At 53.2% G+C, this 24,743-nt stretch carries 23 protein-coding genes; 12 read left to right on the forward strand and 11 right to left on the reverse strand.

The genetic code is table 11. The features are described from left to right. Window positions 1-128 precede the first annotated feature (128 nt). Window positions 129-680 (reverse strand): hypothetical protein, encoded by a 552-nt coding sequence (locus KTT_RS34290; RefSeq protein ID WP_126602535.1) that lies wholly within the window; start codon window positions 678-680, stop codon window positions 129-131. 387 nt (window positions 681-1,067) lie between these two features. On the opposite strand from KTT_RS34290, the gene KTT_RS34295 reads away from it, so the two are divergent. Continuing rightward, window positions 1,068-2,336 (forward strand): S53 family peptidase, encoded by a 1,269-nt coding sequence (locus KTT_RS34295; RefSeq protein WP_126602537.1) that lies wholly within the window; start codon window positions 1,068-1,070, stop codon window positions 2,334-2,336. Window positions 2,337-2,530: 194 nt separating this feature from the next. Further along, on the forward strand, window positions 2,531-3,943 hold the full coding sequence (locus KTT_RS34300; protein ID WP_126602538.1) for a spinster family MFS transporter: 1,413 nt from the start codon (window positions 2,531-2,533) through the stop codon (window positions 3,941-3,943). Between the two features lie 59 nt (window positions 3,944-4,002). Here KTT_RS34300 and KTT_RS34305 read toward each other — a convergent pair whose 3' ends face one another. Further along, on the reverse strand, window positions 4,003-5,484 hold the full coding sequence (locus KTT_RS34305; protein WP_126602540.1) for an alpha-N-arabinofuranosidase: 1,482 nt from the start codon (window positions 5,482-5,484) through the stop codon (window positions 4,003-4,005). A 283-nt stretch (window positions 5,485-5,767) separates the two neighbouring features. Here KTT_RS34305 and KTT_RS34310 point away from each other — a divergent pair, with 283 nt between their 5' ends. Further along, on the forward strand, window positions 5,768-6,787 hold the full coding sequence (locus KTT_RS34310) for a LacI family DNA-binding transcriptional regulator (protein WP_126602542.1): 1,020 nt from the start codon (window positions 5,768-5,770) through the stop codon (window positions 6,785-6,787). A 105-nt stretch (window positions 6,788-6,892) separates the two neighbouring features. Here the strand turns inward: KTT_RS34310 and KTT_RS34315 are convergent, their stop codons facing one another. The 6 genes from KTT_RS34315 to tnpA all read right to left on the reverse strand — a co-directional run bounded on the left by KTT_RS34315 (window position 6,893) and on the right by tnpA (window position 12,299). After that, window positions 6,893-7,135, reverse strand: a complete 243-nt coding sequence (locus tag KTT_RS34315; RefSeq protein ID WP_126602544.1) for a hypothetical protein — start codon at window positions 7,133-7,135, stop codon at window positions 6,893-6,895. Between the two features lie 23 nt (window positions 7,136-7,158). Then, entirely contained in the window at window positions 7,159-7,794 is a 636-nt protein-coding gene (locus KTT_RS34320) for a hypothetical protein (RefSeq protein ID WP_126602546.1), read from the reverse strand. A 141-nt stretch (window positions 7,795-7,935) separates the two neighbouring features. Beyond that, entirely contained in the window at window positions 7,936-8,919 is a 984-nt protein-coding gene (locus KTT_RS34325; RefSeq protein ID WP_126602548.1) for an NAD-dependent epimerase/dehydratase family protein, read from the reverse strand. A 271-nt stretch (window positions 8,920-9,190) separates the two neighbouring features. Further along, window positions 9,191-10,552 carry a cytochrome P450 gene (locus KTT_RS34330; protein WP_126602550.1) on the reverse strand — a complete coding sequence of 454 codons (1,362 nt, stop codon included), beginning with the start codon at window positions 10,550-10,552 and terminating at the stop codon, window positions 9,191-9,193. Window positions 10,553-10,600: 48 nt separating this feature from the next. After that, window positions 10,601-11,926: an RNA-guided endonuclease InsQ/TnpB family protein gene (locus KTT_RS34335; RefSeq protein ID WP_307720677.1), complete on the reverse strand. Its 1,326-nt coding sequence runs from the start codon at window positions 11,924-11,926 to the stop codon at window positions 10,601-10,603. Further along, window positions 11,901-12,299, reverse strand: a complete 399-nt coding sequence (tnpA, locus tag KTT_RS34340; RefSeq protein ID WP_126601091.1) for an IS200/IS605 family transposase — start codon at window positions 12,297-12,299, stop codon at window positions 11,901-11,903. The genes KTT_RS34335 and tnpA overlap by 26 nt, the downstream gene beginning before the upstream one ends. Before the next feature lie 343 nt (window positions 12,300-12,642). On the opposite strand from tnpA, the gene KTT_RS34345 reads away from it, so the two are divergent. The 4 genes from KTT_RS34345 to KTT_RS34360 all read left to right on the forward strand — a co-directional run bounded on the left by KTT_RS34345 (window position 12,643) and on the right by KTT_RS34360 (window position 15,833). Beyond that, the gene (locus KTT_RS34345) at window positions 12,643-13,233 is read left to right on the forward strand and encodes a TetR/AcrR family transcriptional regulator (RefSeq protein ID WP_126602552.1); all 591 of its coding nucleotides are present in this window, start codon (window positions 12,643-12,645) and stop codon (window positions 13,231-13,233) included. Between the two features lie 360 nt (window positions 13,234-13,593). After that, the gene (locus KTT_RS34350; protein ID WP_126602555.1) at window positions 13,594-14,211 is read left to right on the forward strand and encodes a DUF6114 domain-containing protein; all 618 of its coding nucleotides are present in this window, start codon (window positions 13,594-13,596) and stop codon (window positions 14,209-14,211) included. A gap of 53 nt (window positions 14,212-14,264) precedes the next feature. Further along, window positions 14,265-14,876 carry a DUF6230 family protein gene (locus tag KTT_RS34355; protein WP_126602557.1) on the forward strand — a complete coding sequence of 204 codons (612 nt, stop codon included), beginning with the start codon at window positions 14,265-14,267 and terminating at the stop codon, window positions 14,874-14,876. A 162-nt stretch (window positions 14,877-15,038) separates the two neighbouring features. Beyond that, the gene (locus KTT_RS34360) at window positions 15,039-15,833 is read left to right on the forward strand and encodes a hypothetical protein (RefSeq protein ID WP_126602559.1); all 795 of its coding nucleotides are present in this window, start codon (window positions 15,039-15,041) and stop codon (window positions 15,831-15,833) included. Window positions 15,834-15,920: 87 nt separating this feature from the next. Here the strand turns inward: KTT_RS34360 and ilvA are convergent, their stop codons facing one another. Then, a complete protein-coding gene (ilvA, locus tag KTT_RS34365) occupies window positions 15,921-17,213 on the reverse strand; it encodes a threonine ammonia-lyase (protein WP_126602561.1) in 1,293 nt (430 codons plus the stop codon). 226 nt (window positions 17,214-17,439) lie between these two features. Continuing rightward, on the reverse strand, window positions 17,440-17,700 hold the full coding sequence (locus tag KTT_RS34370; RefSeq protein WP_126602563.1) for an SHOCT domain-containing protein: 261 nt from the start codon (window positions 17,698-17,700) through the stop codon (window positions 17,440-17,442). A 240-nt stretch (window positions 17,701-17,940) separates the two neighbouring features. Between KTT_RS34370 and KTT_RS34375 the strand changes: the two genes are divergently transcribed. The 3 genes from KTT_RS34375 to KTT_RS34385 all read left to right on the forward strand — a co-directional run bounded on the left by KTT_RS34375 (window position 17,941) and on the right by KTT_RS34385 (window position 20,809). Next, on the forward strand, window positions 17,941-18,582 hold the full coding sequence (locus tag KTT_RS34375; protein ID WP_126602565.1) for an IS607 family transposase: 642 nt from the start codon (window positions 17,941-17,943) through the stop codon (window positions 18,580-18,582). Continuing rightward, window positions 18,530-19,855, forward strand: coding sequence for an RNA-guided endonuclease InsQ/TnpB family protein (locus KTT_RS34380; RefSeq protein WP_126602568.1), 1,326 nt, complete (start codon window positions 18,530-18,532; stop codon window positions 19,853-19,855). The genes KTT_RS34375 and KTT_RS34380 overlap by 53 nt, the downstream gene beginning before the upstream one ends. A 147-nt stretch (window positions 19,856-20,002) precedes the next feature. Further along, window positions 20,003-20,809 carry an acyl-[acyl-carrier-protein] thioesterase gene (locus tag KTT_RS34385; RefSeq protein WP_160146346.1) on the forward strand — a complete coding sequence of 269 codons (807 nt, stop codon included), beginning with the start codon at window positions 20,003-20,005 and terminating at the stop codon, window positions 20,807-20,809. 70 nt (window positions 20,810-20,879) lie between these two features. On the opposite strand, the gene KTT_RS34390 is transcribed toward KTT_RS34385, so the two are convergent. Further along, window positions 20,880-21,464 (reverse strand): HdeD family acid-resistance protein, encoded by a 585-nt coding sequence (locus tag KTT_RS34390; protein WP_160146347.1) that lies wholly within the window; start codon window positions 21,462-21,464, stop codon window positions 20,880-20,882. Between the two features lie 223 nt (window positions 21,465-21,687). Here KTT_RS34390 and KTT_RS34395 point away from each other — a divergent pair, with 223 nt between their 5' ends. Together KTT_RS34395 and KTT_RS34400 are read left to right on the forward strand one after the other, a co-directional pair. Further along, window positions 21,688-23,382, forward strand: coding sequence for an acetate--CoA ligase (locus KTT_RS34395; RefSeq protein ID WP_218031077.1), 1,695 nt, complete (start codon window positions 21,688-21,690; stop codon window positions 23,380-23,382). Window positions 23,383-23,629: 247 nt separating this feature from the next. Continuing rightward, window positions 23,630-24,709, forward strand: a complete 1,080-nt coding sequence (locus KTT_RS34400; protein WP_126602574.1) for a S1C family serine protease — start codon at window positions 23,630-23,632, stop codon at window positions 24,707-24,709. The last annotated feature ends 34 nt before the right edge of the window (window positions 24,710-24,743 follow it).

The following is a 24,743-nucleotide window of genomic DNA, read 5'->3' on the forward strand; positions in this document are numbered from 1 at the left end:
CAGATCTTTAGTACCAGCCAGTCGTGATTATTAACGTAATACATGCCTGGTATCTGTAGGTTTTTTCTCTTCACTAGCAGCAAAGCGGCGCTTTCCTCAAAAAAATGATGCATTGGAGCACGAGAATGCTAATCCAGTGGTTGATCGCTATCCCCTGGATGGAGATCGAAGGCGTTATAGGTCAGGGCATCCCAGGCGTTGTGGATGCCGGTGAATAAGAGTAGAATCGTTACCGCTCCAATGCAAAATAGCGCCGGCACTGGATGGCTGGAGAGCAGGATCGCGGCTACGACAAGTGCGCTATAAGAGCTAAAAGGGATGATCATATGCCACAGCCAGTCCTCCAACACCATCGTATAGTCATCCTGGCGCAGAGCCCGGCGCAGGATGATTATAATATATGCGACCCCTCCTATACCACACAGGCCGAGTATCAGACCAGCGTTCCAGAGCGCATGCCAGGGAGCGTTGAGGGTGACCGCGATGAGGAGCGCGACGCAGAAATGCACCACGTTCGGCGTGCCGAAGGCATTGATACCTCCACTGCTCCTGCGCCTGCGCAGCCCCGCGATCAAGGTAACGACCACAAACATCAATCCAGTTAATGCCGCCGCCGCGGACCCGATGATGACATAAAAGTTTGCCCAGCCGGTCAGCGGTGATGCCACAGCCTCTTGCATGATGATACACACCTTTCAATGGATGAATGCAGACAAACAATGATGAGCCCGCCGTAGGCGGGCACCTATCAGGCAGTATAGCACAGATACTCTGATCTATGGCAGAGGTATTTTATATAGTTGAGTAGCCTAATATGGCTATGTTTAATTACGCTTCAGCATATATCAATATTGTTCATGTTATCCTATAGTCATCAGCAAGTAAGCAGAGGTTCTTGCGATGCGGGCCAGGGAATAGGTATGCGTCTTTGAACTGGCTTATCTTCAATGCAAGGCTCCAACGCGTAGGCGCTTGCAAGCAGTTCCCGGTTCCTCATACTCATGCCCGGCGTAGGATTGCTGTCAGTTATATAGATGGGGATCAATTAATACGGACAAGGGGTTGTAATGTTGAATTCACATAAGGAAAACAGTCTGGACTACAACAGAGAGTGCGCGCCGTTGCCTGGCCTTTATCGATGTCTGTCTATTAGTGGGGCGCTGACCGGAAAAAAGACCGCCAATATTTTATTTTTTACCTTTCTGTTGCTTGTTCTATTAATACCCGCCACTATTCTCCGCCTCTCGAACAGCAGTGCTGCCCACATGCTTAACGGAATGAAAAAACCACAGACCCATATCACCATGGGCGAGACAGCTTTCACCCATATGAAGCAGGCAGCTAAAGCTTCGCCTGCGGGCCTGACTCCACAGAACTTGTGGAAACTGTATAATTTGCCCGGCATTAGCGGCGGTAAGGGACAGTTAATCGCCGAAGTGATTGATGGGGCGATTCCCACCATGGAATCGGACCTCAATGCCTATAGTCGCCAGTTTGGTCTGCCGGAATGTACCGTAGCCAGCGGCTGTCTGACCATCAAGAATCAGGGTGGCCAGTATATTCCGAATGGCAGTGATCCAGCCGAGGGCCTGCTGGATGTACAGCTCATGCACGCTGTAGCGCCTCAAGCCAAAATCCTGGTCTATATCATGCATACGAACAACACTTCTATCGCGGAGGGCCCATCTGAGATTATCAAGACTCCAGGGCTTAAAGCGATCAACATGAGCTATGGCTTTGATGGCAATGGCAAGCAATTTGCGGCCCTGTATAACGACAATCCTAATCAAGTTGCCATGTTTGGTGCCTCTGGTGACAATGGTTATGGCCAGATTACTCCGCCATCGATTTATCCTGGTGTGATCGCGGTGGGCGGCACTGTTGTCAATGGGAGCACCGAGACGGCCTGGGATGGCTCTGGTGGTGGTCTCTCCAAACTGTATTCGGAGCCATCCTATCAGACGAAATACGGCATCCCGCGGGCCAACGGCTTCCGTGGCAATCCTGACGTGGCCGCTGTCGCCGGTTCGCCGGTAGCCATCTACGAATTGGGCAAGTGGCAGACCGAGATGGGCACCAGTGTGTCAGCTCCGATCTGGACCGGCATTGCCGCCCTGGTCAACAAGCCGATCACCAATGCGTTGCTCTACGGCCTGGCCAAAAGTCAGCCCAACTCATTTAACGACATCACCTCGGGCACCAATGGCAAATGTGGCTTCTACTGCACCGCCCGTCCCGGCTATGACTACGTGACAGGTCTGGGTACTCCTAAGAACTTTGTCGCCAACGTCAACGCCCTGACCGCCGCACAGGCTGTCGCCCTTTCACAACCCTAGTTTTATGTAGACAACTTCCCTACTTTGTTCTCCTTGCGGAAGGGGCATCTTCAGTGACGAAGATGCCCCTTTTGTGTGCCTTCCATTGAGAATATTTCTGGCCCCATATACAACCTGCCTCCTATTATGTTATGGTAGAGGTGGCAATCCCATTTTCGATATCAACGTTGTGATATTCCTACAGGGAGGTGGATATGCGGAAGATCGCGTCTTCCCCAGAGGTATCTGTCGCTGCAACAGGTACACGCTCGCGTTATCCTCGCTATGTATTTTCAATTTTCTTTATCATCAATCTATTGAACTTTCTGGATCGCAATATTTTTACGGGCGCTTCAAATGCTATTGCTAAAGACCTGGGTTTATCTCTGGGCCAGGTTGGCTATATCGCTTCTGCTTTTCTTATCGTATATACCATCGCCACGATCCCTCTGGGCTTATGGGCCGACCGCGTGCCGCGCAAGAATGTCGCAGCAGTATGCCTGGCGATCTGGAGTATCGCCACGGCCTGGACCTCCCTGGCCACAAACTTTGTCATCATCTTTCTGTCGCGTATGATATTGGGGATAGGCGAGGCGGGCTACTATCCAGCAGGGAGTGCCCTGCTCAGCGATTTCTTTAGCCGGGAGAAACGGGCGCGCATCATGAGCTGGTGGGGCGTGGCGCAATATACCGGTATCTTCCTTGGCTTTGCCGTTGGTGGTGTGCTGGGGGGGCTGGGACTGTGGCGCCAGGCCTTTCTGGTGGCAGCGGCGCCGGGACTAGTGATGACCTTTCTGGTCTGGCGTATTCGCGAGCCGCGTCGCAACCAGGCTGATGAGGAGGCCATGCTTGAAGAGGGGGGACGGCTCCCTTCTATTGAGAGGGAGCAGCCGGCGCTTGTTGAGGGTGCGACCGCTGTCAAAGAATCGATCCTCAAGCAATGCTGGTACCTCCTGCACATCAAGACGCTCCTTGTGCTAACCCTGGTGCAGATCTTTGCCTTCTTTGTGCTCAGCGCGAACGTAACCTATCTTCCACTCTACTTGCAGCAGGCCGATACTTTTCATCTGAGCCAGCAGTTTACAGGCATCTACTCGGGCGGCGTCATCGTTCTGGCGGGCATCGTTGGTAATCTCTCAGGTGGCTATATCAGCGATCTCCTGGGCCGCTATTTCAAAGGGGCACGCGTCCTGGTCTGCGGACTCTCTTTCCTGATCAGCGCGCCCACCTTTATCGTTGCCGTGCTGGCGCGTGACTTCATCCTCTTTACTATCTTCCTCTTTATTACAGTCGTTCTTTTTTCAATTTATGGTGGACCTTGTACCGCAGCCACACAGGATGTGGTACCTTCATGGCTGCGTTCATCCGCTATCGCGGTCAGTATGTTACTGGCTCACGTGTTTGGTGATGCCTTTGCGCCTGCTATTATTGGTGTGATGGCTACCAACTTCGATCCCACCCATGGACAGCATTTTCTACATAACATGGCTGGTGGAGACCTGGGGCAGGCTCTGCTGATCACCTGTGCCCCCGCGCTGGTCATCTCTGGCATCGTCGGTATCATCGGCGCCCGCTGGCTGCAGCGCGACATCGCTGCCGGCGAAGCCCTCGAAAAAAGCAGACAATAACGGAAGGATATGAAGGCTACTACGCCTTCATATCCTTGTATGCAGATAAATTGAATAGGCTATTCTGCATGTAAACGCAGGACGGTAAGTGAGTGGGCGGGGAATGTATAGGTAAGATTCCCGTCTGCAAGCTCTAGCTGGCGTTCCTGTACGGTGACGGCGTCCGGATGCTCGAAAGAATTACTGGTGTTGGGATCTGTGGCGTTGACCTGGTAGATCCTTCCCTGGCTGATGGTTGTGGGATCGGCAAACTGGATGGTGGTGGTATGATCCTCTTCCTGGTCGCGGTTGACGACGGCGATTGCCAGCTCATGGCCCTGTTGATCGCTGGTAACCGATACATCCAGGACCTTAAAGGGTCCTAACGAGGCAATAGATTGTGGCCAGCGCGACTTCTCCTGATCCTCCGTCAGCGTGAGCTGTTTGCAGTCGACGTAGGCATCCAGCGTGACCTCCTGCATCTGTTCCTCGTAGATGCGCAGTGGATGATAGATGGTCTGCAGGAACAGATCCTCTTTGCTGGTAAAGATGGGGGCGATCACATTGACCATCTGAGCCAGGTTGGCCATTTTGACGGTATCGCTATGACGCACAAAGCTATTGAGGTACGAAGAGACCGCCAGGGCATCGGCCAGGTCATAGCGTTCCTCAAGGGCACTTTCGGCGCTGCGCTGCCGGAACCAGACGTTCCATTCGTCATAGGCGATATGGATCGGATGGTCTAACTTCTGGTTGAAACGCGCGCGCTCGATCATAGCCTGGCACGTCTCCAGGGCGAAATCAACCAGGGCCGGGGCCAGTACGTTGCTATAGTAATCATCGCTGCCGGTATAGAGGTGGAGGCTATAGTAATCCATCAATGGCGCCAGACCCTCGATCACCGTCTGATCCCAATCATTCCACCCATTCTGGCCGCAGCCGACCAGTTTTATGCTGGGATCGGTCCACTTCATCACCTTGGCGAACTCGCGCGCTTTTTTGACATAATCTTCCGCGCTTAGATGACCGATCTGCCACTGGCCATACATCTCGTTGCCCAGTCCCCAATACTTGACGTTGTAGGGTTCGGGATGGCCGTTCTGGCGGCGCAGGTTGGCCCAGTAGGTATCACCGGTGCCATTGCAATATTCGACCCAGTCGCGAGCCTCATCCATGGTGCCCGTGCCCATGTTGACACAGATGTAGGGCTCAATGTTCATCACCTCGCAGTAGCGCATGAACTCATCGGTGCCAAAGTGGTTGTTTTCTACCGAATGCCAGGCTAGCTCTAAGCGGGCCGGGCGCTGCTCTACCGGACCGATGCCGTCGGTCCAGCGATAGCCGCTCACGAAATTGCCGCCGGGCCAGCGTAAGATAGGGGGATGGAGCCCTTTGACTGCCTCCATGACATCTTTGCGAAAGCCATGCTCATCGCTGAGTGAGGAGCCCTCCTCATAAATACCGCCGTAGATACAACGACCGAGGTGCTCAATGAAGCCGCCATAAATATTCCTGTCAATGGTTCCAGTGCGGCGGGCCGTATCAATTTTTATGCGTGCCAAATGCTTCCTCCTTGCGTTTTGTCACCACCATGTCACAAATTTCGAGCGCTTAAGCATCTGCAGATGATGTTTTGCAACGTTGCAAGAAACATACCATATAAAAATCGTTTTTGTCAATATTATTCAGGTTTTATTCTGCTTTTTATTGACGAAAAAATCAGGTTGATGTTATAGTTTTGATAACGTTGCAAAGCTCTTGCATGCTACTGCTGTTTCAGCTTTCCGACCTGTTTAATCTCTGCTACAATGTGATACACATTGATGGAAATAAGGGGGGTGATCTTTGGCCGTCACACTAAAGGATGTCGCGCTCAGGGCTGGTGTCTCGATACGAACTGTCTCGAATGTGGTAAATAACTATCCCTACGTTACCCCCGAGATGCGTGAACGGGTCAAAAAAGCTCTTGAGGAGCTACACTATCAACCGAACCTCTCCGCCAGGTATCTGCGCAAGGGGAGTTCTGGCATCATCGCCTATGCGATCCCTGATTTAAGCAATGTTTATTTCTCTGAGATCGGTGAAGCGATTCTCTCGACGGCTCGCGAGCGTTCCTATACCGTTCTGATTGATAGCACCAAAGGCAGGGAGAGCGAGCGCCAGGTGCTGCAAGGACTGACTCCGCACCTGATCGACGGCGTTATTTTGAGTCCCTTTGCTTCAGAGCCGGAGGATCTGGCGCCGCGCGCTGGATCGATCCCCATCGTGTTGCTGGGTGATCGCATCTATGATGTTCCCTACGATCATGTGACATATGACAATGTGGCGACCGCGCGCATGGCTACGCAGCACCTGATTGGACTGGGCCGCCGGCGCATCGCCGCCATCGGGGTGCAGGAATCTGACGCGCATGAGACCGCAACCTCTCGCCTGCGCCTGCGGGGCTATACCGAGGCGCTGACTCGGGCTGGTCTCCCGGTTGATCCCCATCTCATCATTCGGGGATTACCCCTCTTCAACCGCGGTAATGGGGCGAAGGCGCTAAGGCAGTTGCTGGCCCTCGATACACCACCTGACGGCGTTTTTTGTTTCAACGACCACCTGGCCCTGGGGGTGATGCGCGCCATTCATGAAGCGGGCTATCGTGTGCCCGAAGATATCGCCGTCGTTGGCTTTGACGATATCGAAGACAGTCGCTACTCCGTCCCCTCCCTTACCACCATCTCGCCCGACAAAGAGAAGATCGGCTACCTCGCCACCACCTTCCTGCTGGGCCGTATCGACGGCACGCGCACCGGTCCCCCCGAACGCGTGGAGGTCCCATGCCACCTCATCGTACGCGAAAGCACGGTCGGCACCCGATAGGTTCGGAGCTTGCCTCCGATGAATCTTCTTCATCCATTGAGGAAGCGTTGGATGGTGGCGCAGAACAACTGGGGTGCGTCTTCAGCGATGTCATGTCCGCTGTGCTCAAAGGTGACCGTTGCGCGTGCGGGATGTTCGCCAGCGACTGGCAGTGGTGGCAGGGGATAATGGGGTCCTGTTTTCCACAGAGCACCAGGGTGGGGACGCTAATATCATGTAGCCGCTCCGCTTGCCTGTTGGTGGGGCGAAGGGATGGGTGACACAGAGAATCGGCTGCTGATCCCCGGCTACGAACACTTCGGTGGTTGTCTGTTCATCAATCGCTAACAGCAGCTGTTTGACCGACATCGTTGTGGCTTCTTCAGTGGTGCTTACTCGTCTTCTTTTTGTTGTAGCGTGCTGTCTTTTAGAAAGGTATCTTCTCCAGTAGTAGCTTCTCCGGCGATCCAGTTCTGTGCCAACTCTTCGGCGCTGAGCGCCGGTAATTTGCGCAGTTCGCGTGGGATAAAGTAGCAGACGAGGCTGATCAGGAAGGCACCGACCAGCAGATAGATCCAGCCGTCCAGCGCTCCCAATCCAAATTGGGACATGACGAGGATGCCGCCGGCACAGAAAATCAGGCCGAGCAGCATTGTCAGAATGCGAATCATCAATCGGCTCCACCAGGGGACGGCCTGTCCATAGGCCTGTTGAAAGAGGCGGTGTCGTTCTGCCTGCCGATAGCGCTGGATATCAGACAGGGCGGGTGCCCTGAAGCCATAAGAAATACAGATACCCCCACCAATAATAAACGCCAGAAAAGCCAGCAACAGGAACAGGTGCAGCAGCCTTCCTGGCTGATTTACGGCCAGCATAGATAGAGGGCGATCAATGTAGAGTGAAATCAATCCCAGCGCGCCTAATCCGCCGGTAATGATCATTAAAAGTCCATAAATAGGAAAATAGCGACGGCGATGCATCAATCGCTGTCTATATTGGTCAAGATCAGGATTTGATGGTGCAGACAAAACGTTTCATACCTCCTTATTGTACCCCCTTATCATACCCCATATATCATAAACGTTTTGTAACTACTCAGATGGTACTTGTATGCAGCAAAAGCGGTGTCTCCCGGTGATTTATCACGAGGACAATCATTTGCTGGCATCTTATTTCATGCCCAGTAGTTCCATCTCATGCTCAAGGGTTTGCGTCAGGCCCTCTTTGAGGGGACGTGGCTGATAGCCGAGCTCGCGCCTGGCTTTGGCATTGTTGCCGATATAGGTGATTCCAGAGTTGGTGCGCAGGTATTCGGCGCTGTAGTCATCGGGCACAGCGACGACTTTTTCGACCACGCCCATAATCGCGCTTAATACCTTCATCATGGTGGGCGGAACGATAACGCGGGGCGCGGGCACACCTGTGATCTGCTGGGCCATATGCATGGCATCGACCAGGGTGTGGGTTGGTCCAGAGATAATATAGCTCTCACTGACCTTGCCCTTTTCCATGGCGAGAATATGACCTCGCGCGATATCTTCAACGTGGGCCCAGGAGAAGGCTGTGCCCCCTGGTAGCATCGGCAGTTTATGCTGCAGGTACTGAATAAACGTTGTGCGCACGCTGCTGGTATCTCCCAGCCCGTAGATCAGGCCCGGCTGAACGATGACCAGGGGTAGTCCCTCGGCGATCATTGGATCGGCCACTTCGTAGTGGGCTACCCACTTGGTGCGGTCATACTCGCTCAGGTGCCGTCCCGTAAAGTGGTATGCCTCATCCACCTCTTTGCCGTGGGTATCGGAGTTCACGGCCAGCGTGCTCGTATAAACTCCTTTCGGGATGCCCAGTTCCTTCATGAGCTCCAGCACATTGCGTGTACCCTGGATATTGATCTTTTCGCCAGCGCTTTTATCCTTAACGCCTACTTTGTACCAACCCGCGATATGGAAGACACCATCCGTCCCACTCATCGGCTCACGCATGCTCTCCTTATCTGTTACATCACCCTGGAAAACACGTACACCCAGCCCGACCAATTCTTGAGCCTTCGCCGGATTACGCACGACCGCTACTACCTGGTGTCCTGCCTCAACCAATTGGCGCACAACGTGGCTTCCGACAAAGCCAGTGGCACCTGTCACGAAATATTTCATCTATCTTTCCCTCAACATGCATTGTATTTTGTTCTATCCGCCTACATGGTCGCCTGCCTTTTTTAAATGACCATGGGTCAATTATAATTGACCCATGGTCATTTGTCAAGGAGCGTTGTCAAAATAATCACGTATATGAGGAGTCGAACGTAGATGGCATGGGGTCAAAAATCGGGTTCAAGGCTGAAGCGATGGAAAGGAGGCGCTGTGGGTGGAACATGATGTCCGGGAACGGGGCCGCTGCGCGGCAAAGCCGGGGCGAGCCCGGCACCTACGGGTGGGGGTGGCGTTGGTGGAGGGTCATTTTAACGCCGTATTGGGGACGCAGGGTGACAGCGGCCTGGAAGTTAATGCGTGCTCCCGGGGCCACGCTCGCTTCCCAGTGCTGGGAGAGCGTGGCTAGCAACAGGATGCCCTCGGTCCACGCGAATGCTTCCCCCATGCAGAGGCGTGGACCACCACCAAAGGGGAAGTAGGCGAATTTTGGACGTGTCTCCCGGGCTTCAGGCGTCCAGCGTTCAGGATCGAACTTCTCGGGATCGGGATAGAGGCTGGGACTATGATGCACGACGTACTGGCTCATGACAACCCGTGACAGGCGGGGAATCTGGATGCCACGCAGGTTGGTGTCGCGGATCGCGATGCGGTCGATGGCCCAGACCGGTGGGCAGAGGCGCATCGATTCCATCAGGACTTTTTCGGTATAGGCCAGGCGGGGTAGATCCTCGATGCTGGCTGTGCGATCCACCAGTACGCTATCGACTTCTTCCTGCAGTTTCGCGCGCACCTGTGGATTTTTTGACAGCAGATACCATGTCCAGGTGAGGGCGTTTGAGGTTGTTTCGTGACCGGCCAGAAACAGAGTCATCACCTCATCGCGTAGCTGCCGGTCATCCATGGTGCTTCCATCTTCATCCCGTGCCATGAGGAGCATAGACAAAAGATCTCCCTGATCCGACCCCTGACGCCGGTGCTCCTCGATGATGCGATACACCACCTGGTCGAGCTGGGCACGGGCGCGGCGCAGACGTGCATTGATGGGTAGTGGTAGCCGTTCAACCAGTTCACCCAGTGGCGAGAGCCCCAGCTTGCGAAAAGCCTCCATAGCGGTCACCAGCGCGGCCTGCACGGTATCAGCCTCCTGTGTGACGTCGGCGTTGAACAGGGTTTTGCCAACGATGGTAAGCGTGAGCTGCATCATCTCCTGGGACATATCGATAGTCTGCCCGTCCTTCCACATCTGCGCCTGTTGTTGCGTGGCCTCGACCATAGAGCGGGCATAGCCTGCGATGCGCCGGCGGTGGAACGCTGGCTGCACCAGTCTTCGTTGCCGCCTGTGTGAATCACCATCATTGGTAATCAGTCCATTGCCAAGCATACGGTCGAGCATCATGACGCCGTGGCCTTTGTGAAAATTTTCATGTTGTACAACCAGCAATTCACGGATGTCATCTGGATGAGCGAGGAAAAAGACCTTATCATGTCCCGCTTGCAGGTAGAACGCATCTCCATACTTGCGCGCCAGGCGCAGAGGCGTATTGAGCGGATCATTGGAGAAGATGAATGATAGGCTCTCACTTCTATTCAAGCGCGGAACAACGCGAGTCGATTCCTCCACGTTATGTTGCACCATGGCAGTCCCCCTTTGCACCCTTTCTGCTTTCGTGACGACTCCCCACGGCTAAAGCCGGGGGCTTCTCAGAGGCGCGTCCTCTGATGGCTCCGTCCGAGCCTGGGTTTTCTTCTTGGTTGTTTTAGGTGTTGGACGTAGGTTGAGGCCATTCCACACAGCAAGAATGTTCATGGCGGCGTTGATATCTCTATCCAACACCAAACCACAGTTCTCACAGGTATGGACTCGCTCACTGAGATCTTTGTGCGGCCCTTCATGCAAACATCCACTGCATACCTGACTGGTTTTATAGGGATCTACTTTTTTCACCTGGACAACACCGGCACATGCTGCCTTGTATTCACACAGGTTCATAAACGTAGACCAACCCGCATCCAAGATCGACGTATTCAAACCAGCTTTTTTACTGGCACCATTTGGGAGATAGACCCCGGTTTCTTTTTCTTGTTTGGGTTTGGGTGCCTTGCTCATCTTTGATGGTGCCAGATCTTCAAACACAATCGTCTCATAGGTATTGACCAAACAACGTGACCACTGATGGAGAAAGTCCTGTCGCTGGTTACGCACCTTGCGATAGGCTTTACTCAATCGCTTGACCGTCTTCTTCCGACGTTTGGATCCGCGTTTCTTGCGTGCGAGCTCCTGCTGCATGCCTGTAATCTTCTTTTCAGCCTGACGGAAGAAGCGCGGATTTTCTATGATGTCACCTGTTGAGAGGGCTGCAAAGTGACAGAGTCCCAGATCAATACCAACGGCTTCATCGGTGTAGGGTGTGTGCTTTTCTAGGGTCGCTTCGATTTCACAAGCGAAACACACATACCAACAATCACCTTCTCGCTTGATCGTACACGTCTTGATAGTCCCTTGCACTGGACGGTGCACCTTGATCTTGAGATGCCCAATCTTCGAGAGAACCAACCGATTCCCTTCAAGGGAGAAACCAGATTGTGGATAGCAGAACGAATGATAGCGATCTCGTCCCTGATACCTGGGATACCCTGCCTTCTCTCCATTCTGCACACGTCGGAAGAAGGCTTTGTACGCTTTATCAACCCGCTTCAAGGTCTCCTGCAACACCTGAGAATAGATATCGTTGTACTCGTCCCTGACCTCCTTCACGTCCGGGAGTTCGTTGATTTGACGGTAGCAACTCCTACCATGATCCTTTATGGCTTGTTTGCGCCACTCCTCATCATAGAAGTTCGGGTGGTGCTTGATGATTGCCCAGGTATCACGGCGCTCTTGGAGCGCTGCGTTGTACAGTTCACGGGCCCGATCGAGCGTCCATTGCAACGTCTCTTGCTGTTTGCGAGTCGGATAGAGTCGGTATTTGTAGGTACGCATCCTGCTATTTCCCTTTCTGACTCTCAACATAGCGTTTGACGACTTCCAAGGTGACACCGCCGGTGGTTCCCACGTAATAGCTGTTATTCCACAGCGAGGGGAGCTTTTTCTTGAGATCAGGAAACTCCTGCCGTAATTGATGACTGGTAAACCCTTTGATCAACCGAATGAGCTTATGAATGCCAAATTGGGGATCACATCCCACCAGCAAATGCACATGATCAGGCATAACCTCCACTTCGACACATTCCTGTTTCCATTTCTGGATCGTTTCGATGATGAGCTCTTTCAGACGCACATCAATTGGATTGAGCAGGACTTTCCGTCGATATTTCGGGACCCAGACCACATGATAGTGGCAATTATAAACCACATTTGAGTTCCTTTTAATTTCTGTATCCATGCTCAAATTATAGCAAAAAAGAGTAATTATGCCACTAGCTAGTTACTCTTTGGTGGTACGTGCGACTGATATTTCTATACATTCATGGGGGAGTTACGCCGATTTTGGCCCCCCATCTCGCCCCATAAGGACTCGCTTCTATCCCCATAGCTAAAGCAAGGGGTTTTACGCTCGATATGATAAATCCCTATGCACCTGTTTCCTTTGTCTGGAGTGTAGCATAAATTTGAACAAAATTCAAATTTGAATAGTATTCAACTACCAATTTTGTACTTTGTGATGGTGATGTGTTATGCTAGACAAAACTATGCAAAAACGTTTATGCAGCCAGGATAGAGAGCCCATGCATCAGAACACGAAATCTCCCAGGTCCCCTAAATTGGATCGACGCGCCGAACTTTTGAAGATCTCACGAGAGATTATGGCTGAGAAAGGTTACGAGGCCACGACCGTTTCCGCTATTGTTGCGCGGGCCGGTGTTGCTCAGGGAACCTTTTACTGGTACTTTCCTTCCAAGGCCTCAATTGTGAAGGCCCTGACGGTCGAGATGCAGGATGAAGTCCAGGCGGCACTGACCAGTGCGTTTATGGTTTCCGAATCTTTGGATCGTAAAATAGAGCGAAGTATCAGGGATATTTTTGGCATCCTGAGCCACTATCATGACGTGTTAGTACTATCTCGTCTCATCGATTCGGCTTCGGGGAATGAGTTTGTCTTCGCTCCTTATCACCGTTTGATTGCTGAGCTGCTGCACCGTGAGCAGGAGCTTGGAACTATTACTAGCTCCATTGATCCTGAGATCGCGGCGGAGTTGATTGTGGGAACGGTTTACTATGCGAACCTGCAATGCTACGTCTATCATTCAACGCTGCCGGTAGAGAAATATATTGCGGGAACCTCGCAGTTTGTGCGCCAGGCGCTGGGTTTGATTTAAAGCTCTCCCATTGAGACAAGTACTATGTGAGTAGGCTGCCTTTGCGCCCTATCTGCCAGGGCCTGCCATGAACTTTTTTCCTACCCTACCATTTCTACTATTTTTTTCTTTTTTCCTTGACAAGTGCAGTGGCATGATTTATTTTTTGTATATAAGTTCATTGATTGAGAGTCAGTCAGTTTCATGCCATTGCATGGATGTCTATCTCCTATATTTATTCGGACATGCTCTTAACCGGTAGGTTATGCATCTATTTAGTTCACGCTCTGTGGTGCCTTACTGGCAAACAGGTCGTGAGATATGTAGTATTCCGGTCAAGAAGAAAAGAGGACTCAGTGCCGAGCAAAGGAGGCTCAGACGATGGCTAATCAAGATGATTCTACTATCGTAGATGTACAGGGCAGGGATGCCAGGGCTGAGAAGGCAACGGCTAACACTTCAACATCCAGAGGACGTCTTCAAAAGACGATGCTGGAACGCCTGACGGTGCCACATGTACAGACACAACCACAGCTCCAGAAAGTCACTGTCCCCAGGAGGGAAGCAGGCCAGAAGGACGATTGGCACCAATGGTCACGATTTCGCCTCTGGCGCAAGACTCGTCCATTCACCGGGGGGATTCTGGTGGTGCTGGCAGGTGTGCTGGTTCTCTGGGGTCCTGTAGCCCTGCTACCATTTGCCCTCTTGCCTGGCAGCAACATCTGGGCTGGCCTGCTGGTTGGGGGTTTGCTGGTCACTATGGGCATCATCCAGTTGTTGGTCCCCTCCAACGCGCTACTTGCTGGCGCTATCGCTGTCGTCCTTTCGCTGGTATCACTGCTGGTAGCTGCGGGTGGCTTTGGCATTGGTATGCTCCTGGGTATCATCGGAGGAGCAATGGGTATTGCCTGGCAGCCCGTTACACGCGTCCAGACGCGCCCTCGTTCCCTGTACAAATTCCCCTCATCCCTCAAATTCCCCTTCCTGCGATCGCGTTAACGCGTTCGTAATCTAACGTTATCTTTATTTTTGAAAGCGGGTGTAAAAAGATTATGCAACAGGAACCTTTCATTGGCGAAAGCCTGAACAAGCCGAATCTTTCTAACGTAGACCAGCAGCTATTTGAGCAGCAACCGGTTATTGGCAGGGTCAACCGTTCAATCTTCTGGTCGGTCATGCTGGTTGCTCTGTTAGTGCTCGGTGGTATTACGACGCTCATCAGCAAGGGAGCCATCGCTATGGCGGCGGCGGTGCCCGTGCCCGTCACCGTAACGGCATCCTCAATCAAAACGACGAGGTTCCGCCTCTATCCAGGCATATCCCAGGCAGATAACACGTCGCCCGTCGCCGTGAACCAGCTTGACGGCACGCTCGCGAACCTGGTGATTACTAAGACTGTGCCTCTGCCAGTTATCGGCAACGTGACGGTGACCCTGAAGGCGGGACAGAACACCCCCGTCTCCACGACTGGCCTTACGACCGACCTGGCCGGCCTTTCTTCCGATTCGGCCACCTTTGGTGGTCAGGCTGTCAACAGTAACGCCAATGGCAATGCCTTTGAGATTGACGCCCAGTCCGCTACATTGAACAATATCACCATCAACGCGCCCTACATGATTGCCAACAGTATGACCCTACCCGGATTGTCGCTCTCGGTCAAATAGTAGAAATACCCCATCCTGTGCCGGGACCCTGTTGATTTGTGCCGGCAGGTTCCCGGTACCTCGAACTCTCTCATCACATGAACGACCTTTTCCACGCATAGGATTGCTTCTTTTGTCAGAAAGGGGCAATCTTGCTTCGAGCATAGAAGGAGAGTAGATGACGTGTACTCTGTGCGACACCGCGTGATACGCCTGTGTATCGCTATGCTTATATTTTGCCTGTTTGTTGGGAGCTTGCTGCTGACTATTGATCCGGTGGCAGTCTACGCGCATCCCACTGAGGCGCAGGATATGCTGAGTGCTTTCTCACATGCCGGCATCACCGTGCGCGCGGCTGCGCATAATACAGCGCAAGGATTCGCAGCGTCCGGTGATTATACACTGGAGGCGACCCAGATTATAGGTACGAACGCGCACCTGAACTTATTATCTGATCCTTTATTTCCGACCCTTACCTTTAGCTCGGCCACTATGGAAGGATTTAGTCTGAGCCATCCCTTCTACAGCACAGCTCTGCTGCTCTCATCGACCGGGACGGTAACGGCGACCGGGGTGGCGATCAAAACGGGTCTGTTCAGGGATATAGGCACCGGCCTCAAGAGCTTTGCTAATAAGGCTGATCTGCTCATCCTGGCCGCGGGCGGCACCGTGCCGCGCCTGGTGATGAGAAATGTAACCCTGACGGTGGACCACTCGCTCAATACGGATACCTTTGCGGCCAGCGGCTTTCACCTGGCGATTACCACCGATCTGCCGCACCTTACCGCTGTGCCGCCGACCGATACACCAACGCCAACTGATACGCCGACCGCGACTGCGAGCGCGACCCCGACCGGTACGGCCACATCTACGCCGGTAGCGACTCCTGGACCCCAACCAGGTCCAACACCAACCGCGACACCGGCGCCACCAAAGAAGAAGTGCCGCTGTCTGTTACTGATCTGCTGGTGTAGCTAGCGAGCGATAAGAAGAGCCCCTTCATGATGGTGAGGAGGCTCTTCTTTGCTTTCTGTCGTAGGAATTAGAAATGGATGCGGTGGTTGATCAATGAAGGGCGCGCGCCTCTTCAACGATATAGCCTGCGGCATGCAGGCTCTGCAATAGCTCTTCACATTGGGTCCGGTTGCGTGTTTCGACCGTGATCATCGCCTCGTGCTGCATAAATGGCATCTGGCTGGAGACGCGCTGATAATGAACGTCGATGATATTGACGCGCATGCTAGCGACGATATTGAGCACGTGAGCCAGTTCACCGGGCCGATCGGCCAGGCTGACGTGGATGGCAAAATAGCGACTGGCATTGACCAGGGCGTGTTCGGTAAAACGACCCAGGAGATTGATATCCAGATTGCCGCCGGTGAGGGGGACCAGCACATGCTTATCCTTCAACGCTATGCTGCTATTGAGCAGGGCGGCCACTCCGGTTGCCCCTGCACCTTCAACCAGGATTTTATGCTGCTCCATCAGCAGCAAAGCCGCGTCGATGATCTGTTCGTCGTTGACTACCACTACGTCATCCACCAGGTGCTGAATAATGGGAAAGGTGATCTTGCCGGGTTGCTTGATGGCGATGCCGTCCGCGATCGTCGTGATCGCGGGTAGCGTCTGCAATGTTCCCGCATTCAATGATGCCCGCATACTGGCGGCGCCCGCCGCCTCGACGCCGATAATCGTAATCGAAGGCTTCAGCGCCCGCGCCGCCAGCGCGATACCCGAGATCAGACCGCCGCCGCCGATTGGCACCACGATCACCTCGGCCTCCGGTACCTCGGCCAGCATCTCCAGTCCCAGCGTGCCCTGGCCCGTGACGATATCGATATCATCGAAGGCTGGCACATAGGTTGCTCCTGACTCCTGTTGTAGCTTCAAGGCATGCTGGACAGCATCATCGTAGGTAGCGCCAGAAAGAATGACCTGCGCCCCGAGTTTCTGTGTGGCCGTTACCTTGGTCAGAGGTGCGTTTTCTGGCACCACGATGGTACAGGGGATATGTAGTTGCGCGGCTGCGATGGCCACCCCTTGAGCATGGTTGCCGGCGGAGGCCGTAATCACGCCGGCCCCGCGTTGTTCAGCCGTAAGACGGGAAAGTTTATAGGTCGCGCCTCGCACCTTGAATGAGCCACCGCGCTGCATCTGCTCAAATTTAAGATAGACATGTGCCTGCGTCGCCTCGCTTAACGTACGCGAGTGTACCAGCGGCGTATGCTCAATAAACGGTTTTAAATATTGTTGCGCCTGCCAGATATCAGCGATCGTCACAGGTGCCTGATAGGAGGAAGCTCGAGCGGGCTCAGCGGGCAGAGCCTCAGGAGAAACACCCTTTTTAAGGGAAGCCATTGGTTTGTACCAGTCCTTTCTGGAAGTCGTGATTACATTATCACTACAGGGCTAGATGGGCAAGAGAGTATAGCCGCCCTGTTTATTTTAACAGAAAGCATCTGAAAGCTGTAGGTTTCGCGCCTGCGGCGCTCAATTGTTTTTAGGAGTTGCACCAACTCCTAAAAAACCAAAGGGCGGCCGCGTATGCGGCCGCCTGAAAGGGAGTCAGATACATTCTCAGATGCTATGGTTTTTCGAGGATGCGCCGTTTTTCGCGTTCAAATTCCTGGTCGTTGAGCACGCCAGAGTCGTGTAACTCGCCGAGTTTTTGTAAATTGGATAAGCGCTCGGAGGCTGATCTGGTGACTTTATCGGCCTCTGATGGTTCTTTAGCGCGCTTTGATGGCGATGGCTTTTTCTCTACAGGTGGTGTCTTGCCTGGAAATTTAGGTGGGTAGGTTGGCTGCATATAGGTTGGCGGTGCCGGGCGCTTTCTTCTGGTCATCGCTACGCTCCTTATTGGGTTTGATTGCTGGCTATGAGCTATGCGGTTTTATCGGTAGTATAGAGGAAGCTGTTCTCCTGGTGCATCATCCGAAGGGTGGAAATGGCTGCAGATAAAGCTGAACCCTGGTTATTCCTGTGTGGCGGAAGCCAGAGCCTGTGGCTTATAATCAAGGAAAGCCAGTGAAGGAGATGGTACTAGATAGTTGAATTGTGTGTGTTTGTGTGTTATTCTACGTTTATGTACACACTTGGTGAATTTGCAAAACTGGTAGGGGTCGTTCCCAAGACGTTGCAGCGATGGGACCGCGAAGGCCGACTCAAGGCGCATCGCACCGTTACGAATCAGCGCTACTTTACCGATGAAGACCTCACTCTGGTGCTCGGGCTGGAAAAAAGCCCACAAAAGAAGCGGTGTCTTGTCTACTGCCGTGTTTCCAGCCCAGCACAAAAGCCCGATCTCATGAATCAGCGGCACCATCTTGAGCAGTTCTGTGCGGCTCGCGGACTGGTTGTTGATGAATGGCTTGAAGAAATTGGTGGCGGTCTCAACTTTGAGCGCAAAAAGTTTCTTGCCGTGGTAGATCGTATCATTGCTGGTGATGTGGGAATGCTCGTCATTGCCCACAGGGATCGATTGGCTCGCTTTGGCTTCCCGCTTATCGAGCACTTGTGTGAGATGCATCAGTGCGAACTCCTGGTGATGAATACACCGTCACTCAGTCCAGAGCAAGAGCTCACGCAGGATTTGCTCACGATTTTACACTGCTTTTCGAGCCGGCTGTATGGTTTGGGGAACTACCGAAAAACGGTGAAGGAGGCGCTGGCTCATGGCAACGACCACAATCAAAGCCCACAAGATTCGCCTGCACCCAACGCCTGAGCAAGAAGACTATCTTCGACGGGCGGCAGGTACGCGTCGATTTGTCTACAACTGGGGTCTGGCTGAATGGAACACGCACTATCAGGAGTACCAGGAAGGCAAGCGGGAGAAGAAGCCCACAGCCCACACCCTCAAGAAACAGTTTCAAGCCATCCGAGCCAGGGAATTCCCCTGGACCTTTGCGGTCACCAAATGTGTGATTGAAGGTGCCTTTGAGGATTTGGGAGATGCCTTCTCCCGCTTCTTCAAGGGACAGAACACCTACCCCACCTTCAAAAAGAAGAACAGGAGTCGGGAGTCTTTCTACGTTGCCAATGATAAATTTTCGGTTGGGGACCATTGGATCGTTGTCCCGGTGTTAGGTCAGTTTCTTCTGGACAAGCAGCAAGCCGATGGAATGCTGCCCCAGAAGATCCGCAACAAGACAAAGTACAAGCGTGGCCTGGGGAAGATCAACATGGCGGAGTCGCTGCGCTTCGTGAGTGCTGATTATGCAAAGACATCTGGCAAATGGCGCAATGAGCGCAAGCATGTGCTCTGTTCTTCTGTCAAAATCCTGGGGGCGACGATTGGCCTGTCTGGCGGTCATTGGTACGTGAGCATTCACGTGGAAATCCCCACTGTCTCTGTGGTCAATCCACATCCACTCGTCGGCGTTGATGTGGGCATCAAAGAAGCAGCGATTGTGAGCGATGGTCGGCGATTTAAAAACCACAAACCGTTGTCCAGGCAGATCAAGAAGCTGAAACGTCTTTCGCGCTCGTTGAGTCGCAAACACTATGATCCCCAAACCAAACAGGGCAGCAAGAACCGCGAGAAGGCCAGGGTAAAACTGGCTCGCTTGCACGGCGAGATAGCCAACATGCGGCGAAATAGTCATCACAAGCTGACCACCGAGATGGCTCAGACGTGTAGCGTGGTGGGACTGGAAGACCTCCATATCAAAGGCATGTTCAAAAACCGGAAGCTGGCCAGAGCGATGGCAGACGCCGGACTCGGCCAGTTGCTCCAATTCTTTGCCACCAAAATGCAGGCGGTGGGAGGGCAGGCCATTGTCGTGGATCGGTTCTTCCCCTCGACCAAGAGATGCTCTGGGTGTGGGCATGTGAAGAAGCGCATGCCGTTGAAATATCGCACCTATTGCTGTCTGAAATGCGGTGTAGTGATAGACCGTGACTTGAATGCGGCACGAAACTTGGAACGTGAAGCCTGCCGCATGCTCGGAGAAGCGATTCGCGTTCCCGTTGTGGATAGTGGCTCTGGCCCAACGTAAAAGCGCCTGTGGAGACTGTGTGAGACCGAAACCGGTAGCTGATCTCAAGGCCCGGTGCCATGGCATTGGTCGATGAAGCAGGAACAACGAAATTTGCCAGATGTGCCAGCTTGCTGCACACATCTGCGTATCAAAATCGGAGCAGAGATGATGAGACGACAATTCAGCCATACATATACAGCCCGTTACGATGAAGGCGATTGTTATGGCCACCTTACCCCGAGCGCGTTTTTACGGTATATGCAGGATATCGCGGCCCTGGATGCCGAGGATATTCAACTGCCAGGAGATGGTTATTGGATTATTAAGCGTACGATGATCGATTTCACCGCCCCCGTCCAGATGCATACGCGCCTGGAGATGCAGACCTATGGTATGGGCTTCTCACGCATTACCGCGCAGCGTGGCTACGAGGCGCGCATCGCCGGAGCTCCTCAGGATCAGCCTGTAATCAGCGCGCATTCGCTTTGGGTCTATGTCGATAAGCGTGGCCGGCCAACTCGCCTGCCAGAAGGGACGGCCGCCATCTGGTTGCCCGACGGACCTGTTGCTCCCAGCCCTGAAGCCTCCTTCGCGCCCATGCCACAGGGCGCCCCTGAGACAACCACCTATCGCGTTCGCTTCTCGGATATCGATCTGATGAAGCATATGAATAACGCCGCCTATGTCGAGATCCTGGATAACGCGGCCTGGGAGATCTACACTCGCGCGGACATGACCCCTGAGACGGCCATTTTGGCGGCTCGTCAGTATGATATTGAATACCTGGAGAGTGCGCGCCTGGGAGAAAAGCTGGAGATTAGAACCTGGTTTGACGACTTCCCATCCGCGGGCAAATCCTTTACGCGCTATCAACAGGTCTGGCGCGGCGATACTCTGCTCGCGCGCGCCCGTTCAAACTGGCTCTATAGCCTTGCAGGTAGCTCGACACACAGTGAGGCCGAGGGGCGTTAATCCCCCGGCCGGAGCGTAGATTTGTTCACCTGACTTACGATGTCGCACCGCCTTCGTGTTAAAGCGTTGCTTATGTCCAGGATTGAGGTGTCTGAGGATATGGCGGCTGTGTCTGCATCTGCTGTGGCCGCATCCTGAAGGCTATTACCGTCAGCAAGATCCCCCCGATGATGCCACAGATGCCCAGCAAGAATGGGAGCGCGGCCACCACCAGCGGAAAAACGATAAAGAGAATCGCAGCCAGGACGATACTGAGCACCCCGACGCTGACGGCTTCCGATCCGGCCCCTCGTATTCCGCTGATCAACTGCGTTAAGCCGTGGATCAGACAGAGAATGGCCAGGTAGAGGATCAGGATGGATGGGATAAGGGCGGCCCCAAAGAGTGGCTTCATCACAACCAGGATGCCTCCAATAATGCCGGCGGCCCCGGAAACAGCCTTCCATCCCCTTGAAGGGCTCTCATGGGTAAATGCATCTATCAGCGCCAGAACGCCCATGACCAGCAGATAGAAACCAATTGCGGTAGCAATAAGAATGATAGCTTTAAACGGTGAGATGATGAGGTACAAACCCAGTATGAAGGCTGCGATCCCTTCAAGTAGCACAATCCACCAGGCTTGCCGACGCTGAACAATGTTGAACGCATCAATCATGGCAGTTGCCTCCTTGTTTCTATTAAGCCTTTGTACTGTGAGTATAGGGCACACGAATGTGCTTGTCTTCATCCAAAAGATGGAGACTTCAGGTATGTGCAGGTTGATCATGAAATGGTCCAGGATACAAGTTTGCGGCATCTTCATGGTATGCTAGTAGAGGCAATTGTAAACACTGTTGTTTGTATTGTTTGGTATCGTTGCCCAAGGAGGTTGTAGAAACATGGCTACACCTGAGTCTGGTTCTCAGTCTAAAGGCCCACATATGCTTGACTATGAAGTCGAGCGGATGCGTTTTCAGATCGATGTTCCTGAACATTTTAACTTTGCCGTTGATGTAATTGGGAAGTGGGCGCGGGACCCCGATAAGCTGGCGATGCTGTGGGTGGGTCCTACCGGCGAGGAGAGGCGGTTGACCTTTGAGTATTTCGCGATGCGCTCCAGCCAGGCCGCGCAACTTTTTACACAGCAGGGGATTCAAAAAGGCGATCGTATACTGGTGATGTTGCCACGGCTGACCGAGTGGTGGGAAAGTATCCTGGGCCTGATGAAGATCGGTGCCATTGCGATCCCTTGCACCACCTTGCTCACACCTGGTGATATCCAGTATCGCGCCAACATCGCTGAGGTGCAGGGAATCATTACCGATAGCGAAGGCATGCTCAAAGTTGACCAGGTGCGCGCTGACTGTTCCTCACTCAAGCATCTGGTGCTGGTCAACGATCAAAATCAGGCGATTGCAAATGCTGAATGGATCGATTATCGTAGCGCGTTAGAGGATGTCGGTTTCGATTATGTGGCGCCGGAGATCAGGAGCGATGATCCATGCCTGATCTACTTTACCTCGGGTACCGTTGGCTATCCCAAAATGGTGCTGCACACCCATACCAGCTATCCTCTTGGACACACTATCACCGGAAAATATTGGCTGGACCTGCACGAGGATGACCTGCATTGGAATGTGAGCGAGCTTGGTTGGGCGAAAGCTGCCTGGAGCAACCTCTTCGGTCCCTGGGTGATGGGCGCGGCCATGTTTATCCAGGATGCGCGTGGCAAGTTCAGCGCTAATGAGACGCTGGACATGTTGCATACCTACCCTATTACCACCCTCTGTGCGCCTCCAACCGTCTATCGTATGCTGGTGCTGGATGAGCCTCTGGCCTATCTCAAGACGCACAAGCCGAAGGCTCTACGTCACTGCGTTGGCGCCGGCGAGCCACTGAATCCCGAGGTGATTCGTATGTGGGAACAGCATACCGGTCTGACGATTCGCGACGGATATGGGCAGACCGAAACAGTGCTGTTGTGCGCTAATTTCCCTTCGCTGCAGGTTAAGCCTGGCTCAATGGGCAAGCCGTCTCCTGGCTTCGATGTCAGCGTTATCGACCACGAAGGGAACGAATTGCCACCGATGCAGGAAGGCGATATCGCGGTACGCGTCAAGCCCGAACGGCCGAAATGGATGTTCAAAGAGTACTGGCAGAATCCTGAGGCGACCGCCGCCAGCATTCGAGGGGACTGGTATATCACGGGCGATCGCGCTTATAAAGATGAAGATGGCTATCTGTGGTTTGTCGGTCGGGCCGACGATGTCATTATCTCCGCCGGTTATCGCATTGGACCTTTCGAGGTTGAAAGTGCCCTCAAAGAGCATCCCGCCGTGGTCGAGTCGGCTGTTATCGCCAGCCCTGACGCTATGCGCGGCGAGATCGTCAAGGCATATGTAGTTCTGGCCCCCGGCTATCAGCCATCCCCGGCGCTGGCTACTGAAATGCAGGATCACGTCAAACGTGTGACCGCGCCGTATAAGTATCCGCGTGAGATCGAGTTTGTGGATTCTCTGCCCAAAACCATTTCGGGCAAGATTCGTAGAATTGCGTTGAGAGAGATGGAGCGTCAGAAAAAAACCGGCGCATAGAGCGTGTATATTACAGATCGACGTTTGATCGTGCTATATGGGGGGAAATGACTGCACGGTATTTCCCTCCTCATTCTCTTTGGTCGTGCCCAATTTGGAGCAACGTAGTTTCTTACATTCATTTTACATTTGTGTGGAACTTATTTGATTATTCTGGTCTATCTTAGAAATAGAGAAACTACGAAAGAATGTGTACCGAAAAGTAATCTTAAATCGTGCTAGAGAGAAAAAACAGAAGGTAAGAGCTATGTTTAGGGACGAAGAAAATGAATATGCTCCAACTTATAGACCATACGTGCCGCGGCCCGAGACCGTTCCTGCCGTAATAGATCATACAGCCCCTTACTATGGGCAGCAGCCTCAGAGGCCAGCCTCGCCCCAATATGGGCAGCAGGGAGGTGGTTGGCAGCAGGGTCCCTATTATGGGCAGCAACCTCAGAGGTTAGTTTCGCCCCAATATGGGCAGCAGGGAGGCGGGGCGCCGCAGGATCCGGCACCGCAGCCTCCTACACCACGGCCTGCGCCTAAGAAATCCTCAGGTATGCGTACCGGTTCGATATTCTTGTTAACTGTTGTATTAATGGCTATCTTCGGGGTTGGACTGTTTGCTGGCTGGCAGTATGCAGGCGGTAGCGTGGCTACAACGACCACTACCCATTCGACGACGAGTTCTGGTTCGTCAAATGTGACGGTGAGCTCAACCTTGCCTCAAACGCAGCGAGAAACCGCGATTGAGAAGATCAAGCCATCGGTCGTTGAACTGGACGTCACCACCAACCAGGGACAGCAACTGGGTTCGGGCGTAATCATTGATAAAAATGGCGATATTATTACCAACAACCATGTTGTCGATGGTGCCCAGACGATCAAAGTGGTCTTGTATGATGGTCGCTCGATGACGGCTCAACTGGTTGGTACCGCCGCCCAGGACGACCTGGCTGTGGTGCATGTGCAGCCCTTTGCGAAGATGGTCGTTGCCACGATTGGCGACTCAACCAGACTGACCGTGGGACAGAATGTCCTGGCCGTTGGTAATCCACTGGGCATCACTGAGACCGTTACCAGTGGCATCATTAGCGCCCTCAACCGCAGCGTCAGCGAGTCGAACACCGTCACCATCAACAACGCTATTCAGACCGATGCCGCCATTAATCCTGGTAATAGCGGTGGCGCCCTGATCAATGAGCAGGGTGAGCTGATTGGCATCCCAACATTGACCGCCATCAATACCGAGTCAAACACGCCGGCCAATGGTGTTGGCTTCGCCATCCCATCCAGCCTGGTGAAGACCGCTCTGTCACAGATTATTCAGCAGCCCGCTCAATAATGGCAATATAGGCTGCAGAAGTCCAAAAAATATA

The organism is Dictyobacter aurantiacus (genome assembly GCF_003967515.1).
In the GTDB taxonomy this organism is placed as follows: Bacteria; Chloroflexota; Ktedonobacteria; order Ktedonobacterales; family Ktedonobacteraceae; genus Dictyobacter; species Dictyobacter aurantiacus.

Bases quoted from the DNA above. Each gene is read 5' to 3' on its own strand.
- KTT_RS34290 (WP_126602535.1), bottom strand. From the start codon at position 680: ATGCAAGAGGCTGTGGCATCACCGCTGACCGGCTGGGCAAACTTTTAT.
- KTT_RS34295 (WP_126602537.1), top strand. From the start codon at position 1,068: ATGTTGAATTCACATAAGGAAAACAGTCTGGACTACAACAGAGAGTGC.
- KTT_RS34300 (WP_126602538.1), top strand. From the start codon at position 2,531: ATGCGGAAGATCGCGTCTTCCCCAGAGGTATCTGTCGCTGCAACAGGT.
- KTT_RS34315 (WP_126602544.1), bottom strand. From the start codon at position 7,135: ATGTCGGTCAAACAGCTGCTGTTAGCGATTGATGAACAGACAACCACC.
- KTT_RS34325 (WP_126602548.1), bottom strand. From the start codon at position 8,919: ATGAAATATTTCGTGACAGGTGCCACTGGCTTTGTCGGAAGCCACGTT.
- KTT_RS34330 (WP_126602550.1), bottom strand. From the start codon at position 10,552: ATGGTGCAACATAACGTGGAGGAATCGACTCGCGTTGTTCCGCGCTTG.
- KTT_RS34335 (WP_307720677.1), bottom strand. From the start codon at position 11,926: ATGTTGAGAGTCAGAAAGGGAAATAGCAGGATGCGTACCTACAAATAC.
- tnpA (WP_126601091.1), bottom strand. From the start codon at position 12,299: ATGGATACAGAAATTAAAAGGAACTCAAATGTGGTTTATAATTGCCAC.
- KTT_RS34345 (WP_126602552.1), top strand. From the start codon at position 12,643: ATGCATCAGAACACGAAATCTCCCAGGTCCCCTAAATTGGATCGACGC.
- KTT_RS34350 (WP_126602555.1), top strand. From the start codon at position 13,594: ATGGCTAATCAAGATGATTCTACTATCGTAGATGTACAGGGCAGGGAT.
- KTT_RS34355 (WP_126602557.1), top strand. From the start codon at position 14,265: ATGCAACAGGAACCTTTCATTGGCGAAAGCCTGAACAAGCCGAATCTT.
- ilvA (WP_126602561.1), bottom strand. From the start codon at position 17,213: ATGGCTTCCCTTAAAAAGGGTGTTTCTCCTGAGGCTCTGCCCGCTGAG.
- KTT_RS34370 (WP_126602563.1), bottom strand. From the start codon at position 17,700: ATGACCAGAAGAAAGCGCCCGGCACCGCCAACCTATATGCAGCCAACC.
- KTT_RS34375 (WP_126602565.1), top strand. From the start codon at position 17,941: ATGTACACACTTGGTGAATTTGCAAAACTGGTAGGGGTCGTTCCCAAG.
- KTT_RS34380 (WP_126602568.1), top strand. From the start codon at position 18,530: ATGGCAACGACCACAATCAAAGCCCACAAGATTCGCCTGCACCCAACG.
- KTT_RS34385 (WP_160146346.1), top strand. From the start codon at position 20,003: ATGATGAGACGACAATTCAGCCATACATATACAGCCCGTTACGATGAA.
- KTT_RS34390 (WP_160146347.1), bottom strand. From the start codon at position 21,464: ATGATTGATGCGTTCAACATTGTTCAGCGTCGGCAAGCCTGGTGGATT.
- KTT_RS34395 (WP_218031077.1), top strand. From the start codon at position 21,688: ATGGCTACACCTGAGTCTGGTTCTCAGTCTAAAGGCCCACATATGCTT.
- KTT_RS34400 (WP_126602574.1), top strand. From the start codon at position 23,630: ATGTTTAGGGACGAAGAAAATGAATATGCTCCAACTTATAGACCATAC.